This is a genomic window from Bacillus sp. FSL R5-0523 (genome assembly GCF_037975295.1).
In the GTDB taxonomy this organism is placed as follows: Bacteria; Bacillota; Bacilli; order Bacillales; family Bacillaceae; genus Bacillus; species Bacillus subtilis.
The window spans coordinates 222,211-240,340 of record NZ_CP150251.1; the positions used below are offsets into that span (position 1 = coordinate 222,211).

An 18,130-nucleotide genomic window follows, 5' to 3' on the forward strand; every position below is an offset into this window, starting at 1 on the left:
ACTTCCCTTGGTTGTACTGACTATAGTTTACCTTCTAGACGGAGAATAAAAAAGAGCCGGATAACCGGCTCGGTATAAGTTAAAACTGCTTTGTTACGTCGTATTCATAATCTATTTTTGCTTTAACATTGCTCATCGTCGATCTGGCTGTCGCTAATGTATTATATTTAAAACTCCATACCTTTGCCACACTGAGTTGATCTGACAAAGAGATATCATAAGACCCTGAAGTCGAGCTGTTTACAAGAGCACGGCGCCATTCGTTGTTTTCGCTCGTCATGATCAGGTGGCGTGTATTTCCCTGGCTTGGTGTTTGAGTGGCGGTTGTTTGAACTCTGGTTACAATGGCATCACGCGGTATCCCGGATTGGTTTGTTAAATCAACCTTGATCACGCTGGAATCAGAACCTGAGGGGCTAAGGCTTGTATTTCCTTTATTTTCAGCAACGCCGCTGAATTGGAATGTTCCGCTGCCTGATTTGATTCGGTCTTCAATTGAAAGTGTAAAATACATGTTTCCGGTATAGGTGCCTCGTGACACTTTCACATAAAAGGTATCTGTCGTGTTTTGGGCGTCTGCATTTGCATAAATAAAAGAAGAAAACGTATTAGGGTTAATGACTTCTGTCCCTTGAGAAACAGGTATTCTATTCTTATCATAAATTTCAATTTTCATCCCTGTATACGCGCTCTGGTATGTACTCCTCACGTATACTTTTTCTCCCTTATTAGCCGTAAAAGTGAAATAGGCTTCATCTTGACCAGCTTCCAGTATTGTTGTATCGATATTTTTATATTTCCAATAACCGATCGGCATTGCGGTATCAAATGAATTGTTTCCTGTGATAGCAGTGACTCCGACAGCTGATGCCGAATACGTAAAGGTGAATAAGACAGACAGCATAACAGCGAATGGAATAAGCCATTTTTTCACCATGTAAACAACCTCCTTTTATTTCCATCATACATAATAACGATTTAGGTGTAAATAAATGTTTTTTGAGGTTAATATATACATTATCTTTGCCGATAAAAAAGAATAAGAGAGAATACTCGGGAGGGAATTTAATGCGTCTGAATCGGCAATTTATCCGCACTCAGCTGATGGCACAGAACATATTGAGCAAGAATGCGCCTGCCAAACGGGAGAATGCGACTGAAAATCCAGCGGCAGTTCTGGAAAAGGCATACAGCAGGCTTAAGACACAATCTTCAACTAGGGGAATCAATCAGTTCAATTATTCTAAAACCAGCGTGTCGGGAAACAGCGGGACGTTCAGCAAAGTGTATCAATCAGCGAATGATCGAACAGTGACAGACACAGGGGAAGAAACAGTGATTCAATCCCAAAACCCCTATGAATCTGAGAGTGATATCAGAATCAAAATACTAGATGAAAAATACAGCAGGATGAATGCGATTAATAAAACAAAGTCTGATCCATTAGGCTATATTAAGGATAAGTACCAAAATTCAAAGTCTCCTTATTTCAGAAGTGATCTGTCAGCTGCAGAAAGACAGGCCGCTTACGATAATGAAACAGAATGGTTATTCAAAGGGAAGGCGCAAAACTATAACCTTCAGGATGCTGCGTTTCGGAATGTCACATTTCATGGGGAAGTGGAAGCTGAGAATGAAAAGGTGTATCAGCGGGGACAGGTTAACCAGCAGCTGCAAGTGCTGTTGAATCGAAACCATATTCATATTCCAGAGGGGACAGAGCTGACGTTTACAATCACACCGATTGACTATCAGGTGCGGGTAAGCGGGACAGACGATCAGGATCTGATCAAGCAAATTGAGCAAGTGCTGCAATCTGGAGACAACAGCAAAGAACTATTTTTGCACATCATGAAAAGCCAAAGCAGTGATTCAGCACAATTTTCCGAAGAGGCCTATCAAAAGTATCAGGCTGCTCGTGAGATGTATGAAGTTACAGGCTACCATTTGAAGGATTTAGAAGTGATTGATGGGCGGTACGTCACGCCTGAGGGACGTGACTTAATGGATGTATATAAGGAAGAGCTTGAAAAAGATCCAGTGCAGAAACAAACGGCTTCTTATGCTATATCTTACTATCGTTCAGAGCTCAGTAAAATCGCGGAAGCCGGGTATAATGCCATTCCGGATTTCATCCTATCAATTGATTACAGCAATGGATCTCTGAGAGATGTGGGACAAAGCAAGAGCTATGGGACCGGAGATACCGGGTGGCTTGAAGCATTAAAGCGTCAAACGGGTGTGAATTATTAGGTAAGCTGTTCATGTAGAACAGCTTATTTTTTATGAGAATCTAAGGGAGGTATTAATTTCAATATTCAAACAATTTTATTATTTTTATATAAAAGATTTTAAAAGAAGTGAACGATTCAAAACTCTGAACAAAGGTGTTTACCTGAAAAAAACAATTGTATTTTCCAGAGAAATTTATTATGATGAAATAAGTAATTTAGGAGATTATATAACAATTTTAAGTTTGAATTTTCTGATTGTTATCACTGATTCATGTGAAGGCAAGCAGGTCTGCTGTTTTCTCATTTATGAGTATTTTGTTAGGAGGAGGAAGAGGAGTGGCAAATAAAGAATTAAAGAGGGGCCTGGGCGCGCGCCATATTCAGATGATCGCCTTGGGCGGTACAATCGGTGTTGGCTTGTTTATGGGTTCTGCCAGCACGATTTCATGGACTGGCCCATCTGTCCTTCTGGCTTATGCAATATGCGGAATTTTTATCTTTTTTATTATGCGTGCGATGGGTGAAATGCTGTATGTCGAGCCGAGCACAGGCTCTTTTGCGACGTTCGGCCATCAATATATTCATCCGATGGCAGGTTATATAACAGCATGGAGCAACTGGTTCCAGTGGATTATCGTCGGCATGTCAGAAATTATCGCTGTCGGTTCTTATATGAAGTATTGGTTCCCGGATTTGCCTGCTTGGATACCTGGTATCGTGGCAATGGTGATTCTTGGTGCGGCGAATTTAATTTCTGTTAAGTCGTTTGGGGAATTTGAGTTTTGGTTTGCGATGATTAAAATCGTGACGATTATCTTGATGATTATTGCGGGAATCGGAATTATTTTCTTCGGTTTTGGCAACGGCGGAGATGCGATCGGTTTGTCGAACCTGTGGTCTCACGGGGGCTTCTTTGCAGGAGGTTTCTCAGGTTTCTTCTTTGCACTGTCTCTTGTCATTGCAGCCTATCAAGGAGTTGAGCTGATCGGGATTACAGCGGGTGAAGCGAAGGACCCGCAAAACACGCTAAGAAATGCGATTCAAAGTATTATCTGGCGTATTTTGATTTTCTACATTGGTGCTATTTTTGTGATCGTGACGGTGTATCCTTGGGATGAGCTCAACTCACTCGGAAGTCCGTTTGTGTCTACGTTCTCGAAAATTGGAATTACGGCAGCGGCCGGCATTATTAACTTTGTCGTGATTACTGCTGCAATGTCCGGCTGTAACAGCGGTATTTTCAGCGCGGGCCGCATGCTGTATACACTGGGTGTCAATGGACAAGCACCGAAATTCTTTAAGAAGATTTCACGCAATGGTGTGCCGCTGTATGGCACAATTGCGGTGCTGATCGGTTTGGCTGTCGGCGTTGTACTGAACTATATCGCGCCGCCGAAGATCTTTGTCTATGTATACAGCGCAAGCGTGCTCCCAGGGATGATTCCTTGGTTTATCATTTTGATCAGCCATATCGGATTCAGAAAAGTGAAGGGTGCTGCATTAGATAAACATCCATTCAAAATGCCGTTTGCTCCTTTTACAAACTATTTGACGATTGCTTTCTTGCTGATGGTTCTGGTTGGCATGTGGTTTAACGATGATACTCGTATCTCCCTGATTGTAGGCGTGATTTTCTTAGCGCTTGTGGTCATTAGTTATTATGTGTTTGGGATTGGCAAACGCACGCAGGCCAATTTGACAAAAAGCGAACAAGCAGCTGAATAACGATAAAAAAGAGACATTCACGGATGTCTCTTTTTTTATTTTTCGCGTATGGATTTTCCCTATTTTAGCAAGCTATAGGGTAAAGATAGCAGAAGGAAAGGTGTTCATGAAATGGATGTTACACTCGGTTATTTGCGCGAATCACTTTCGAATCATCTAGAAAATGAAGTCTGCCAGCGTATTTGCAAGAAGATGCTGGTGAAGCATTATGCAAATGAAGAGGAATTTGTAAAAGACTTAGATGGTAATGAAATGTCTTTTTTGAACCATGTATTAGAAAAAGAAATTAAGTATGCCCAGAATGAACAGGATCAAAAACGGGCCAAGGAATTAAACGAGGTGTATGAATTACTGCTTTGAGAAAGGCGGGTAAGAAATGGGAGCAATTGAACGAAGCGGATATACATTTCAGCCGGAGTTTAGCGTTGTCCGTCAAAACGGAGCCATCCATGTGTACCATCAAGGAGAGTTTGTGGAAGAAATCGAATTTGAATTTAACGGGGAATATCCCGATCATGATTTGATTGAAGAGCTTGTGAATCATTACTGTTTTGAGCATGAGATTTAGAGCCCTGCCGTGCAGGGCTCTTTTATTTAGGATGTGATCAGGCCATACTTTTTCAGGATATCCACGGTGATGTTTTTGGCTTTTGTGCCGGAATCATCGACATTGGTGACAAAGACATAAGAGCCATGCTCTGTTTTGATGAATCCGACAAACCATCCTAATCCCATATCAGTCAGGCGGGTTCCGGTTTTCCCGTAGAGCGTGTAATGATCGCCTTCCTCTTGAATCATCATGCGCTTGACGGTTTTCATTACCGGCTTGTCAAATGGAAGCTCCTCTTTAGCCAGTTTCTCCAAAAAAGTTTCTTGTTCCAGCGGAGATATTGTAAGCGAGCTTTGCAGCCAAAACTGGTCGATTCCCCCGCTGATATCCTCGTTGCCGTAAGATAGTGTATGAAGCCATGATTTCATCCTTTCCTCGCCGATATCTCTCGCTAATTCCTGATAATACCAGATTGCGGATTCGCGCATGGCCGAGCCAAGCGTATGGTCGCGGTTCCATGATTCGAATTCACGCTTGACCCCGTCCCATCGTTTAACATCGTATTCATCTCTTACAGCTTTGACCTGCAAACCGATTAAAGCGTTCACGACTTTAAAGGTGGATTGCGGAGTTTGTCTTTGATTTGCCCGTTTTCTGTTATAGACAAATGTCTGATCCTTTTGTAAATCGTGAAGAATGAAGGTTCCATCCGTATCCTTGAATTCATCATCGACATTCATTCTGCTGACATTCAAGTGTTTTTCATGAGCAGATGACGCTGCGTGGACGGAGAAGCCGCCGATCCCTGCAATACTCAGCACAAGCACAACATATATCCATTTTTTCATTTTGTTCACCCCTTCGTTTTGATTAACTACCTTTTCTCTCTTTCGTTTGTTCTTCCTTTAAAAAATAATCAAAAAGCGCTTAAATTTGGATTTGCAAACAAATACTGTTACTGGGTTTATAGTCGGAAGATAACGTGAAAATAGAGGGTAAAAAGGAAGGCAGGGTAAGCGGATGAATGAGCAGATTCCACATGACAAAAGTCTCGATAACAGTCTGACACTGCTGAAGGAAGGGTATTTATTTATTAAAAACAGAACAGAGCGCTACAATTCAGATCTGTTTCAGGCCCGTTTGTTGGGAAAAAACTTTATTTGCATGACTGGCGCTGAGGCGGCGAAGGTGTTTTATGATACGGATCGATTCCAGCGGCGGAACGCTTTGCCTAAGCGGGTGCAGAAATCGCTGTTTGGTGTTAATGCGATTCAGGGAATGGATGGCAGCGCGCATATCCATCGGAAGATGCTTTTTCTGTCATTGATGACACCGCCGCATCAAAAACGTTTGGCTGAGTTGATGACAGAGGAGTGGAAAGCAGCAGTCACAAGATGGGAGAAGGCAGATGAGGTTGTGTTATTTGAAGAAGCAAAAGAAATCCTGTGCCGGGTAGCGTGCTATTGGGCAGGTGTTCCGTTGAAGGAAACGGAAGTCAAAGAGAGAGCGGATGACTTCATTGACATGGTCGACGCGTTCGGTGCTGTGGGACCGCGGCATTGGAAGGGAAGAAGAGCAAGGCCGCGTGCGGAAGAGTGGATTGAAGTCATGATTGAAGATGCTCGTGCCGGCTTGCTGAAAACGACTCCCGGAACAGCGCTGCATGAAATGGCTTTTCACACACAAGAAGATGGAAGCCAGCTGGATTCCCGCATGGCAGCCATTGAGCTGATTAATGTACTCCGGCCTATTGTCGCCATTTCTTACTTTCTTGTGTTTTCAGCTTTGGCGCTTCATGAGCATCCGAAGTACAAGGAATGGCTGCGGTCTGGAAACAGCCGGGAAAGAGAAATGTTTGTGCAGGAGGTCCGCAGATATTATCCGTTCGGCCCGTTTTTAGGGGCGCTTGTCAAAAAAGATTTTGTATGGAATAATTGTGAGTTTAAGAAGGGCACATCGGTGCTGCTTGATGTATATGGAACGAACCACGACCCTCGTCTATGGGATCATCCCGATGAATTCCGGCCGGAACGATTTGCGGAGCGGGAAGAAAATCCGTTTGATATGATTCCTCAAGGCGGGGGACACGCCGAAAAAGGCCACCGCTGTCCAGGGGAAGGCATTACAATTGAAGTCATGAAAGCGAGCCTGGATTTCCTCGTCCATCAGATTGAATACGATGTTCCGGAACAATCACTGCATTACAGTCTCGCCAGAATGCCGTCATTGCCTGAAAGCGGCTTCGTAATGAGCGGAATCAGACGAAAAAGTTAAATTAAAAAGCTCTCTTCCTTTATCGAAGAGAGCTTTTTGATTACTTCTTTTTTTCATCGTAGTATTGGACGGGATACATGGAGCCTTCTGATACCATTTTGTTATCCTCGATATCTTGCGGGTCCGGGTGGCCGGCTTTATCAACTGGGAACGTTTCCATATCGGGCTGTTTTGTTATTTTCATCTTCATGCTGTGAATGAATTCTCTTGCCTTTTGGCGATTTGACGGGTCTTTTAATAGATAAGAAGTGATGCCGACAGTTGAAACAGCGAGACCTGAAAGTAACAGCTTTTGTTTCATGGTGATACTCCTTTCTATTTTAAGAATAGTGTTTCCTGTATCATTCCCGTTTTGGAAATTGCTAAACCTATTGTGTTTTTATCATTGGGATTAACAGTAAATTCCATTTAAGAAGAAACTAGTGACTTCATTCCTGCATTGGAAGGTAATATACATTGACTTATTATAGATTTCAGTCAAAATTCGATAAATATTGACAAAGTAAAGTAATCAGAATAATAATATAATTAGCAAGAGAATGTCATCATACATGAAAGGTGTTTACGATATGAATCAATTACATCGAAGAATGGGAACGTTTTCCCTCATGATGGTCGGGCTCGGGTCGATGATCGGTTCAGGCTGGCTGTTCGGGGCTTGGCGTGCGGCTCAAATAGCAGGACCAGCTGCTATTATTTCATGGGTTATTGGAATGGTCGTCATTTTATTTATTGCTCTTTCTTATAGTGAACTAGGTTCTATGTTCCCTGAAGCGGGGGGAATGGTAAAATATACGCAATATTCACACGGTTCGTTTATCGGTTTTATTGCGGGCTGGGCCAACTGGATTGCGATTGTGTCCGTCATTCCGGTTGAAGCGGTGGCCTCCGTTCAATATATGAGTTCTTGGCCTTGGGAATGGGCGAAATGGACAAGCGGTTTGGTGAAGAATGGAACGCTGACTGGGGAAGGACTAGCATTTGCCTCTGTATTGCTTCTCATTTATTTTCTGCTGAACTATTGGACAGTCAATCTATTTTCGAAAGCGAATTCATTAATTACGATTTTTAAAATTATTATTCCGGGTCTTACGATTGGAGCTTTGCTGTTTGTCGGATTCCACGGAGAAAACTTTACTGGCGGTCAAAGCATTGCGCCGAATGGCTGGGCAAGTGTGCTGACGGCGGTTGCCACTTCAGGTATCGTTTTTGCGTTTAATGGTTTCCAAAGCCCGATTAATATGGCGGGTGAAGCAAAAAATCCGGGGAAATCAATCCCGATTGCGGTTGTTGGCTCTCTTTTCGTTGCGACAGTGATTTATGTCCTGCTGCAGATCGCCTTCATTGGAGCTGTGAATCCTTCTGATATTGCTCACGGCTGGAGCCATCTGAATTTTAATTCTCCTTTTGCTGATCTGGCGATTGCGCTGAATATTAACTGGCTAGTTATTGTGTTATATGCGGATGCATTTGTATCACCGTCTGGAACGGGGATTACGTATACGGCGACAACGTCCCGAATGATTTACGGAATGGAAAAAAACAAATACATGCCGAGTATATTCGGGAAGCTTCATCCGATTTACGGCGTTCCGCGACAAGCAATGTTCTTTAACTTGATTGTGTCGTTCATCTTTTTGTTCCTGTTCAGAGGGTGGGGCGTATTAGCGGAAATTATTTCCGTTGCTACGTTAATTTCTTATATCACCGGCCCGATCACAGTCATGACATTGAGACGGACGGGGAAAGACCTGTACAGGCCTCTTCGTTTAAAAGGCTTAAACGTGATTGCGCCGCTTGGATTTATCTTTGCGTCACTGGTGCTGTATTGGGCGCGCTGGCCGTTAACAGGACAGGTTCTGTTTATTATCCTGATCGGTCTTCCGATTTATTTCTATTATCAGGCGAAGGCGAAATGGAAAGGGTTTGGCCGGAACTTTAAAGCCGGCGTCTGGATGGTGTTTTATCTGCTGGCCATGATGGTCATTTCTTATTTGGGCAGTGATAAATTCGGCGGCCTGAATGTCATTCATTATGGCTGGGATATGGTTCTGATTGCGATGGTATCACTTGTATTCTATGTGTGGGCGCTGAAGAGCGGCTACCAGACAGAATACTTAAAGGATGCGAAAGAGATAAATTCTCAGCTGCTTAATGGACAGTCAGAAGCTGCTGCCGGAAAAGAATAAAATATGAAGAAAACCTTGCGATAGTTGTCGCAAGGTTTTTTGCTTTTAATAACCCTTCTTTACTTTGTGGAAAAGATCAGGATAGTTGGTGAACACTCCTGTTACGCCCCAATCAAGCAGGCGATGCATATCAGCTTCATTATTGACTGTATAAGGGTGAAGCAGGAGGCCGTGGCTGCGTACCATACGGACGTTTTCTCGATTTAAAGCTTTATAATCCGGGCCCGCACCGACAGCGTATGTTTTGATTTCTTCCAGGGCAGCATCTGTCATTGACGCCATTTGTTTGGCTTCCAACAATTGAACGGTCGGCAGGTTTGGCTGTAATTGATGGACTTTTACCAGACTTTCTTTGCTGAACGATTGAATGATCACCTGGCCTGGCTTAGAATGCTTCCCCAGTAATTTATGTTTCTGCAAAGAAGCGATCAGTTTTTCTTCCATACCTGGGTAGGTGTCAGGCGATTTTGTTTCAATGTAGTAGTTCGCGTGCTTTCCGAAACGGTCTAATACTTCTTCTAATGTAGGAACTTTAAGGCCGACGTACTGCGGCTTTGCTTTTTCCGGATAGGCTTCATTAAACCAAGAACCGGCATCAAGCTTCTTAATGTCTGCGAGCGTATGGTCTTTCACCCAGCCCGTTCCGTTTGTGGTACGGTCCAGTTTTTCGTCATGCATGACAATCAATTTCCCGTCTTTTGTCATTTGCAGATCCAATTCAATATAATCTGCTTTCATTTTCTGAGCGGTTTCGTAAGACAGAATCGTGTGCTCAGGCACATATCCAGAAGCCCCTCTGTGCGCGACGGTCAGGATACGGTCAGGTGACAGCAGGTTTCCTTTTGACGCTGCCGACACTGGCGTTGTCATAAATGCGAGTAAGCCCAGCGACAGAACAACTAAGGCTAGTATTCTATTTTTTTTCATGATTTCTCCTCCTTGTTAATAAAGACTACCTGTCTTTCATATTAAAAAACGGATGTAAACGGCGTGTTGGAAAACGATTAATCTTTTATGTGTCTTTCTTAAACATGCTCTGCCCGTTTTCCTGTATTCCACGTCAAAGCCAAGAAGACGATGGCAAGAATGCAGGAAGAGATCAGCATGATAAAGCCGCCGTTCCAGTTAAAGCGGTCAACGACAAAGCCCATAATGGCGTTTGCGAAAGCGGATCCGCCGATGTATCCGAAAAATCCGGTTAAACCGGCTGCAGTTCCGGCTGCTTTTTTCGGTGCTAGATCGATCGCTTGCAGGCCGATCAGCATAACAGGTCCGTAGATTAAGAAGCCAATGCTGATCAGGGCGATATTGTCTACGAGCGGATTGCCGGCCGGATTCAGCCAGTACACCAATACGGCAATGAAAACACCCGCCATAAACAAAACGCCTGCCGGTGCCCGGCGGCTTTTGAAGAATCGGTCACTGATCCAGCCGCACAAGATTGTCCCCGGTATGCCTGCGTATTCGTAAAGAAAATACGACCAGCGTGAGTCTTCAGGAGAAAAGCCTTTGGCTTCTGTTAAGTAAGTAGGCGCCCAGTCAACCACGCCGTATCGCACGAAATAAACAAATACATTGGCAAAAGCGATGTACCAAAGAAATTTGTTGTTCAGCACATATTGAAAAAGAATTTCTTTTGTTGTTAATTCTTTTTCCTGATTTTTAAAAGCGTGTTTTGGATAGTCATTCCGATACTCTTCAATTGGCGGGAGTCCGCAGGATTGAGGCGTATCACGAACCAATAAAACAATTAAAAATGAAATGATAATGGCGATGATGGCAGGGAAGAAAAACACGCTTTTCCAAGTGACGAACATCGCGATCCCAAGAGTGACAAGCGGAGCAAGAATACCGCCGCCTATGTTATGGGCGACATTCCAGATCGACATTTTTGTGCCGCGTTCACTTATGGAGAACCAATGGGCCATCGTCCTGCCGCATGGCGGCCAGCCCATTCCTTGAAACCATCCGTTGATAAACATAAAAATAAACATGATGGTGACGCTCGAAGTCACCCAAGGCATTGAAACGAATAGAATATTAACGATTGCTGATAAAAATAGGCCTGTCGCCAGAAAATATCTCGGATTACAGCGGTCAGACACCATTCCCATGATGAATTTGCTGAAGCCGTACGCAATGGACACAGCGGCCAGCACCAAACCCAGTTCGGTTTTCGAAAATCCCTGTTCCTGCAGATAAGGAATGGCAAAGGCAAAGTTTTTCCGCAGCAGGTAGTAGCCTGCGTAGCCAATGAAAATACCAATGAATACTTGCAGTCTGAGCCGTTTGTATGCCGCATCCATCTTTGAATCATCCAGTCTCTCAATATGAGGAGCCGGTTTAAATATATTAAGCATTAACAATTATCCCCCTTTGCTGTTTGTGCTGGATGTGTGGCGTGCCTCCTTTCCCGAAAAACAAAAAGAGCCAGAAAACACCCCTTGTCAAAAGGGGTTGGATTCCTGGCTCTCCTCATCTCCATCCAAGCTATTAACTTATCATGATAGCGCTTTCTTAAATTATCATAGTCCGGAGCGAATGTAAACGGGTAATTTTTAAATTGAGCCTTAGGGAAGTAAATATTATCCTTTTACTAAATGCAGTTATGTTTTTTTACTAGTAACATAAAAATCTGGAGGGAGGCTGTTTAAAGGTGGATGAATTAGATATCGCATTCTTTATTTTACCGTTAGGAATTATGCTGCTATCGATTGTCGGGACCTGTATTTGTAAAAACCCGTATCTGATGCCAATGCTTAGTTTGGTGATTTCTCTTGTGCTCACCTTTACCATTTTTAATGAATCATTTTTGGGATGGGCTGTTGTCTATAGCTTGGTTTCTCTGGCTTTATCCTATATCACATTGATTGTGGTAAGGAAAAGGAAGGAACCAGGAAATTAAAAAGACCTCACTTTCTAACATATCGTTGACTAAAGCAACTATATGTGATTATAATTGGCTTAGTCAACAATATTAGAAAGTGGGGATTGATTTGAAAACAAGAGAATCATCTGTCGGGTTAAAATTCAGAAAGTTCAATCGATTTTACACAAACGTCCTTGGTTTCCTTAATGAGCACATTTACGACAGCCCGTTTTCCTTAACAGAAACACGGATTTTATTTGAGATTTATAATACGCCTAATTGTACGGCAAAAGCTCTTCAGGATAAGCTGGGGCTTGACCGGGGATATGTCAGCAGGATTGTGAAGCAGTTTGAAAAAGAAGATTTGATTTATAAACAGAGGAGCAAAGATGACGCTCGCCACCATTATATTTTTGTCACAGAAACAGGAAAAACGATTTATAAAAAGCTGGAGGAGAAAGCCAATGAACAAGTGGAACTGATGCTGAAGGAAATCAACCAAAAGGAGCAGCAGAAGCTTGCCGAGGCGATGGCAGAGATTGAAGCGATCCTTTCACAGTCGCTTTCTGCCAGAACGTCAGAGATATCGATTAGAGATTATTTTCTTTCGGAGGATCTTCAACTCCTTATTGAGAAACAAAGACAATTTTACACGGAGGCTCACGGTTGGGATGACACGTTTTTAGCTTATCTTCAGGAGACATTTGACGCTGACATCGAAAAAATATGGGTTGCGGAAAGCGGCGGGAAATTTGCCGGCTCTGTCGGGTTGGTCAAGCATGATGAAAAGACAGTCCAGCTCAGATGGTTTCTGGTTGATGCGGATTTTCGGGGCAGGGGGCTCGGCACGCAATTGCTGGAGCATCTGGTTGCATACTGCCAAGACATGAAGTTTGACCGCATTTTCCTTTGGACGGTGAGCACCATGGCTGAGGCTCGTCCGCTCTATGAAAAATTTGGATTCAGGATAAGTGAAGTAAAACAAGAAGCGCCATTATGGGGACAGCAGCTGACAGAAGAACGGTGGGATTTGGAGCTGTCATGAAAAGACTGCATTATGCGTGGATCATCGTCTCCGTCACCTTTTTGATCTTATTGGCGGTTCAGGGGGTGCGGCTGTCGTTTGGTGCGTTTGTGGAGCCGTGGGAACGGCAATTTTCAATGGATAGAAGCACCATCTCGCTGATTTCGACGATGAGTTTTATTGTTTATGGCATATCACAGCCTGTGATCGGTCGGCTTGTGGACAAATGGGGTGCCCGGGCTGTTTTGGCATGGAGTGCGTTACTGACAGGAGTCAGCATTTTCTTAACATACCTAGTGACTTCGCCTTGGCAGCTGTTTCTGCTTTATGGGCTGGGTGTCTCGCTTGGAGTGGGCGGAGCATCGAATGTGGCGGCAAGTGTATTGGTCGTCAATTGGTTCAGCAAAAAGCGGGGACTAGCCTTTGGGATCATGGAAGCAGGCTTTGGCGCGGGGCAAATGCTTCTCGTTCCCGGCTCACTCATGTTGATCCATTGGTTTAGCTGGAAGCTGACGGTTGTGGTGTTGGGAATGCTGTTAATCTTGATTGTCTTTCCGGCTGCCCTGCTGATGCTGCGGAACAATCCTTCAGAAAAGAATACAGAGCCGATAGGCGGACTGGCTGCATCAGAAAAAGAAACAGCACCCAAAACAACAGCTCTTTCAGTGGCCGGGATGTTTCGTATGAGGCAATTCTGGTTCTTGATTTTTCCGTTTTTGATCTGTGGTTTTACGACCGTGGGGCTGATGGATACCCATTTGATTCCGTTTTCTCATGATCATGGCTTTTCAACGACAGTCACGAGTGCTGCTGTCAGTCTTCTGGCAGGCTTTAATATTGCTGGCATCTTGCTGTCCGGAATTGTAGCGGACCGGTGGAGCAGCCGGAAAATCCTGTGCTTTTTATATGCGGTGCGGGCGCTGTCGATCGTGATTCTTATTTACAGCCACGAGCCCTACTTGCTTTTAGCCTTTGCGATTCTGTTTGGATTAGTGGACTTTGCAACGGTAGCACCGACTCAAATGCTCGCCACCCAGTACTTTCAAAACTACTCGATTGGCCTCATGATTGGCTGGCTGTCACTCGCCCATCAGATCGGATCGGCACTAGGTGCGTATGTGCCCGGCGTCATCTATACGGTAACGGGTGAGTATACACTGGCTTTTTATTTGTCGATTGGAATGCTCGTGCTTGCGAGCGTAATGAATGTGATGCTGAGGGAGCCAGCTGCGGTTACGCGTGACAGTGCGGCTGTGGTAGAGAAGTGATGAGAGCAGAGGATAAGCATCTCTGATTTGGGATTATTCAGAGATGCTTTTTTTGTATTTTTGTTCTAATACGAAGTCGATCATACCGACTATGCGGGCGTTTTCGGATTTTTGTTTGAAGCGTTCAGAAATTTGAACTTTTCTTGAAAATGGGGAAACACCAAATACCCATATTAGGCCAATTAACACAAAAAACATTTGTACACCCATTTCTATTAAATCACTATAATGAGAACTGAAAAAATAAATATATAACGTTATTAATGTTACTGTAAATACGATTTTGACAGTGTGTTTGAATGTGAGCTGTGGTTCAATTAAACACACTTTCATTTGGTTGAGTGTGAAAGAGTCTTGTTTCATTAGGTACAAAAGTAAATCATTATCGTTTTGACTGATAGGGTACAAGTCAGTTTCTATTTTTTTTGTGATCTCCTGATATTTATGTATATTACTTTTCATATAGAATCCTCCCATAAGAATAACTCCATGAGTCCTCTAAAAGGACCCATGGAGATCAAGACTATTAATAATGTACGGTAGAGTACTGCAACTGCTCCTGCTTCAGGGCCTTTTTTAAATGTAATCGAAGTTTTAAGTCCAGAAGTAGCGTTGTTATATATTGTAACGTCAAAAAGGTACAAATAAAGTATTCAATGTTTGAGTTATTGAATTACATAAAGTTCAGTCGGTAAGCAAAGACTGTTAGATAGATTTTGATAAACTCGATTTGGAACACAGTGAGCGCCGTTTGTGTCTGCCCATACACCCCGTGTATAGATGCCGTTAAGCATCCATTTTACATCCATTCTCCATCAGCTTCGCTTTCGGTTTCATCTCCGAGATGTAGAGGCCTAAAAGCGTAAGGGCGCCTCCTAGAAGAGCGATCCATGTCATGTTTTCATGCAGGATCAGGACGGAAGCAGCGATTGTGATAACCGGGACCATGTATATATACGCACTGGATTTGACGGCTCCGAGCACACCAACTGAATAATTCCAAGTGGCGAAGCACAGGGCAGAAGCGCCAATCCCTAAGAAAAGCATGTTGAGTATATTTGAAGCAGATGAAAATCGGCTTAGGTCAAAATGGAAGTCGAACAAAAATAAAGCGGGAACCATAAATAATAGGCCATACAAAAATACTCTCTGTGTCAGCTCGATAATGTGGTGTTCGTAAGCGCTTAATTTTTTCATGAATATCGAGTAGCCGCCAAACACGAGAGCAGCCCCAGCTGCCATGATGTCTCCGAGTGGATTTAGACGCAGTACGATATTGCCGTTGAACGTAATCAATAAAAGCCCGATCAGTGCCGAGCCAAATCCAATGAAAAAAGTCAGCCGCAGTTTTTCGCCTTCAAGCAGAAAATGGGCCAGCACCGCAGTGATCATCGGAATAATGGACACGATCATGCCGACATTGGATGCGTATGTATAGGTGAGAGCTATATTTTCTAATAGAAAGTATAAGGTTACGCCAAATAAACCAGCCCCGGCAAACAACAGCTCCTGCCGCCAATTTCTGAACGGAATCATGTTGGGACGGACGAGGATAAGAGCGATAAAGCCCATCAAAAACCGATAAAATAATATTTCCATTGGAGAGAAGTCAGCCAGCAGAACTTTTGTCGAAATAAAGGTCGTCCCCCAAATCAGAATGGTCACAATGGCTGCGATATGCCCCGAAGTTTCTCTTTGTATGTTCATCTGTGAAGCTCCTTTTCAAAAATCTTCATGTATTGCTTCGGCGTCAGCCCCACCTGCCGTTTAAAAAACTTCGTCATATGGCTCTGATCGCTGAATCCTGTCTGAAATGCCGCATCAATCGGCCTTACCCCTTGTTCAAGAAGTTTTTTGGCTTGATTAATCCGGATTGTTTCCATGTAGCTATTAGGGGTAATGCCTTTTTGTTTTGTAAATGAACGCAATAAATGATACTTGCTCCAGCCTGTTAATTCACTCAAATCATTGAGTGTGACATTTTCGGCATAATGCTCTTCTAAAAATTCACAAACCATTTTGACTTCGTCTGATGGTTCTGGAACGCTGCTAAGGAACGTGACATCTGAATAATGGCGGATCAGCTCCTCTAATAGATGAAGAAACAGCTCCTCCTTACGCAAAGCTTGTTTTTCCTCGGATATTAAAATATGCAATTCCTGCAGGCTGGCTGTCAGCTCATGGCGGAATAACACATGCTGGGAGAAATAAGGGAGATGCCCGGCGCCAGTAATCTCTTTCACCGCCTTCTCCATGATATCCGGCATGACATTGATACACCGATAATCAAGCGTCCGGCCGTCAATCTGTTTACAGCTATGCGTGTCACGGGGGTTAAAGAGGAGAAGATCACCTGGATTGATGATATATTCTTGATCCTGACAGGCCAGATACCGTTGCCCTTTTTCAATAAATCCAATCACATAATAATCGTGAAAGTGGTTCGGGAACTTTTGCATAATTCCCTTGAAGCGGTAGGCTTCTATATGAAGGTGTGGGTCAAGCTGCAGTGTGCGGGTTTCGTTTTGCATGGGATGCCTCCTGTCGGTGTGGTGGTCTTGGATTAAGTGTAGCATGATTTAGGGGGATTTCTTGTATGATGTTGCTGTTTAGGAATAGAGAAAGCAGACCGTTATTGGTCTGCTTTCGTTTAAGAATTTAAAAGATTTCATTCCTCAATAATAATTATCCCTTTTTTAATAAAAATTTATTTTTCAAATATTTCAGTTATAATGGTTTGGAACAGATAGGAGGGGCAAAGATGTATCAATCAAAGAAGGTTTTATTGTTAGGTTCAGGTGAGTTAGGTAAAGAGGTAGTGATTGAAGCCCAGCGTCTTGGGGTACAGACGGTGGCAGTTGACAGTTACGAGCATGCTCCGGCGATGCAGGTCGCGCATAACAGTTATGTTGTTGATATGCTGGACCCAGAGCAGATCAGAACCATTATTGAGAAAGAAAAGCCGGATTTGATTGTGCCTGAGGTGGAGGCGATCGCGACGGATGAATTGCTGAAGCTTGAAGAGGAAGGATTTCACGTCATCCCGAATGCCCGTGCGGCCAAGCTGACGATGGATCGGGAAGGCATCAGACGGCTTGCGGCGGAAACGCTTGGACTTGCGACGGCTGGCTATGAATTTGCGAATACATATGATGAATTTATACAAGCGGCAGCACAGATCGGTTTTCCTTGTGTCGTTAAACCATTGATGAGTTCTTCTGGAAAAGGCCAAAGTATCTGCCGCTCTGAAGCGGATTTAGAGAGCTGCTGGGAGACGGCGATGGAAGGCGGACGGGTGAAAAACGGCCGCGTGATCGTTGAGGAGTTTATCCCATTCGAATCAGAAATCACACTCTTAACCGTCCGTGCGGTTAACGGTACGGCATTTTGCGAGCCAATCGGTCATGTGCAAAAGGACGGGGATTATATCGAATCATGGCAGCCGCATGATATGACAGAGCAGCAAATAGAAGAAGCGAAGCATATTGCAAAAACGATCACGGATGAGCTTGGCGGATACGGTCTGTTTGGTGTTGAGCTGTTCCTTGCGAAAGATAGGGTATATTTCAGTGAGGTATCTCCTCGTCCGCATGATACGGGTCTTGTCACGCTGGTGACGCAAAATTTGTCAGAATTTGCGCTGCATGTCCGGGCGATTCTCGGCTTTCCGATTACAGAAATCACACAGCTTTCTCCTGGCGCCAGCAGGCCCCTCAAAGCGCCGGAAGAATTAGCGGATTACACTGTTGAAGGATTGGAAAACGCACTGGCAGTCCCAAAGACTCAAGTGCGCGTCTTTGGAAAGCCGATAACGAAAGCCGGACGTCGTATGGCAGTTGCGCTTTCTGCTGCTGATACAGTTGAAACGGCAAGAGAGAATGCTAAGAAAGCGTTGGACCAGCTAACGATAAAATAGAGTTTGAGCAGGCCTTGTCATGGTACAAGGCCTGTTTTTTTCTTCCTCCATAAAAGTTTTATCATAAGAATCAGAAACCTG

Annotated in this window: 18 protein-coding genes; 10 read left to right on the forward strand and 8 right to left on the reverse strand. The window is 43.8% G+C overall.

Translation table 11 applies throughout. The annotated features are described in order from the left end of the window. Nucleotides 1-79: 79 nt before the first annotated feature. A complete protein-coding gene (locus tag NYE53_RS01255) occupies nt 80-937 on the reverse strand; it encodes a hypothetical protein (protein WP_123374006.1) in 858 nt (285 codons plus the stop codon). Between the two features lie 131 nt (nt 938-1,068). On the opposite strand from NYE53_RS01255, the gene NYE53_RS01260 reads away from it, so the two are divergent. The 4 genes from NYE53_RS01260 (at nt 1,069) to NYE53_RS01275 (ending at nt 4,527) form a co-directional block, all read left to right on the forward strand. Then, nucleotides 1,069-2,253, forward strand: a complete 1,185-nt coding sequence (locus NYE53_RS01260; protein WP_336154881.1) for a DUF4885 domain-containing protein — start codon at nt 1,069-1,071, stop codon at nt 2,251-2,253. Between the two features lie 317 nt (nt 2,254-2,570). Beyond that, a complete protein-coding gene (locus NYE53_RS01265; protein WP_029726943.1) occupies nt 2,571-3,959 on the forward strand; it encodes an amino acid permease in 1,389 nt (462 codons plus the stop codon). Nucleotides 3,960-4,070: 111 nt separating this feature from the next. Next, nucleotides 4,071-4,319 carry a sigma-G-dependent sporulation-specific acid-soluble spore protein CsgA gene (gene csgA / locus NYE53_RS01270; RefSeq protein WP_336154884.1) on the forward strand — a complete coding sequence of 83 codons (249 nt, stop codon included), beginning with the start codon at nt 4,071-4,073 and terminating at the stop codon, nt 4,317-4,319. A 16-nt stretch (nt 4,320-4,335) separates the two neighbouring features. After that, nucleotides 4,336-4,527 (forward strand): DUF5370 family protein, encoded by a 192-nt coding sequence (locus NYE53_RS01275; RefSeq protein WP_003234886.1) that lies wholly within the window; start codon nt 4,336-4,338, stop codon nt 4,525-4,527. A 26-nt stretch (nt 4,528-4,553) separates the two neighbouring features. On the opposite strand, the gene blaOXA is transcribed toward NYE53_RS01275, so the two are convergent. Next, nucleotides 4,554-5,357 (reverse strand): class D beta-lactamase, encoded by an 804-nt coding sequence (blaOXA, locus tag NYE53_RS01280; protein WP_256683172.1) that lies wholly within the window; start codon nt 5,355-5,357, stop codon nt 4,554-4,556. Between the two features lie 172 nt (nt 5,358-5,529). Here blaOXA and cypC point away from each other — a divergent pair, with 172 nt between their 5' ends. Beyond that, nucleotides 5,530-6,783 carry a fatty-acid peroxygenase gene (cypC, locus tag NYE53_RS01285; protein ID WP_339246799.1) on the forward strand — a complete coding sequence of 418 codons (1,254 nt, stop codon included), beginning with the start codon at nt 5,530-5,532 and terminating at the stop codon, nt 6,781-6,783. A gap of 40 nt (nt 6,784-6,823) precedes the next feature. On the opposite strand, the gene NYE53_RS01290 is transcribed toward cypC, so the two are convergent. Next, a complete protein-coding gene (locus NYE53_RS01290; RefSeq protein WP_003234883.1) occupies nt 6,824-7,084 on the reverse strand; it encodes a hypothetical protein in 261 nt (86 codons plus the stop codon). A 268-nt stretch (nt 7,085-7,352) separates the two neighbouring features. On the opposite strand from NYE53_RS01290, the gene NYE53_RS01295 reads away from it, so the two are divergent. Next, nucleotides 7,353-8,972 (forward strand): APC family permease, encoded by a 1,620-nt coding sequence (locus NYE53_RS01295; protein ID WP_003246447.1) that lies wholly within the window; start codon nt 7,353-7,355, stop codon nt 8,970-8,972. Nucleotides 8,973-9,017: 45 nt separating this feature from the next. Here the strand turns inward: NYE53_RS01295 and NYE53_RS01300 are convergent, their stop codons facing one another. Both NYE53_RS01300 and glpT read right to left on the reverse strand, forming a co-directional pair. After that, nucleotides 9,018-9,899: a glycerophosphodiester phosphodiesterase gene (locus NYE53_RS01300; RefSeq protein ID WP_339246801.1), complete on the reverse strand. Its 882-nt coding sequence runs from the start codon at nt 9,897-9,899 to the stop codon at nt 9,018-9,020. Between the two features lie 98 nt (nt 9,900-9,997). Then, nucleotides 9,998-11,332, reverse strand: a complete 1,335-nt coding sequence (glpT, locus tag NYE53_RS01305) for a glycerol-3-phosphate transporter (RefSeq protein ID WP_003246460.1) — start codon at nt 11,330-11,332, stop codon at nt 9,998-10,000. 296 nt (nt 11,333-11,628) lie between these two features. Between glpT and NYE53_RS01310 the strand changes: the two genes are divergently transcribed. The 3 genes from NYE53_RS01310 (at nt 11,629) to NYE53_RS01320 (ending at nt 14,133) form a co-directional block, all read left to right on the forward strand. After that, nucleotides 11,629-11,877, forward strand: coding sequence for a YbeF family protein (locus NYE53_RS01310; protein WP_123374001.1), 249 nt, complete (start codon nt 11,629-11,631; stop codon nt 11,875-11,877). 91 nt (nt 11,878-11,968) lie between these two features. After that, nucleotides 11,969-12,886: a helix-turn-helix domain-containing GNAT family N-acetyltransferase gene (locus tag NYE53_RS01315; RefSeq protein WP_339246804.1), complete on the forward strand. Its 918-nt coding sequence runs from the start codon at nt 11,969-11,971 to the stop codon at nt 12,884-12,886. After that, complete coding sequence (locus NYE53_RS01320; protein WP_339248470.1) at nt 12,883-14,133, forward strand: MFS transporter; 1,251 nt, start codon at nt 12,883-12,885, stop codon at nt 14,131-14,133. Before NYE53_RS01315 ends, NYE53_RS01320 begins: the two co-directional genes overlap by 4 nt. 33 nt (nt 14,134-14,166) lie before the next feature. Here NYE53_RS01320 and NYE53_RS01325 read toward each other — a convergent pair whose 3' ends face one another. From NYE53_RS01325 to NYE53_RS01335, 3 genes are all read right to left on the reverse strand, one after another. Further along, nucleotides 14,167-14,595 (reverse strand): hypothetical protein, encoded by a 429-nt coding sequence (locus NYE53_RS01325; protein ID WP_339246807.1) that lies wholly within the window; start codon nt 14,593-14,595, stop codon nt 14,167-14,169. 324 nt (nt 14,596-14,919) lie between these two features. After that, the gene (locus NYE53_RS01330) at nt 14,920-15,840 is read right to left on the reverse strand and encodes a DMT family transporter (protein ID WP_047182008.1); all 921 of its coding nucleotides are present in this window, start codon (nt 15,838-15,840) and stop codon (nt 14,920-14,922) included. Next, nucleotides 15,837-16,664 (reverse strand): AraC family transcriptional regulator, encoded by an 828-nt coding sequence (locus NYE53_RS01335; RefSeq protein WP_339246810.1) that lies wholly within the window; start codon nt 16,662-16,664, stop codon nt 15,837-15,839. Before NYE53_RS01335 ends, NYE53_RS01330 begins: the two co-directional genes overlap by 4 nt. Nucleotides 16,665-16,879: 215 nt before the next feature. Here NYE53_RS01335 and purT point away from each other — a divergent pair, with 215 nt between their 5' ends. Next, nucleotides 16,880-18,049, forward strand: a complete 1,170-nt coding sequence (purT, locus tag NYE53_RS01340) for a phosphoribosylglycinamide formyltransferase 2 (protein ID WP_284690819.1) — start codon at nt 16,880-16,882, stop codon at nt 18,047-18,049. Nucleotides 18,050-18,130 lie beyond the last annotated feature (81 nt).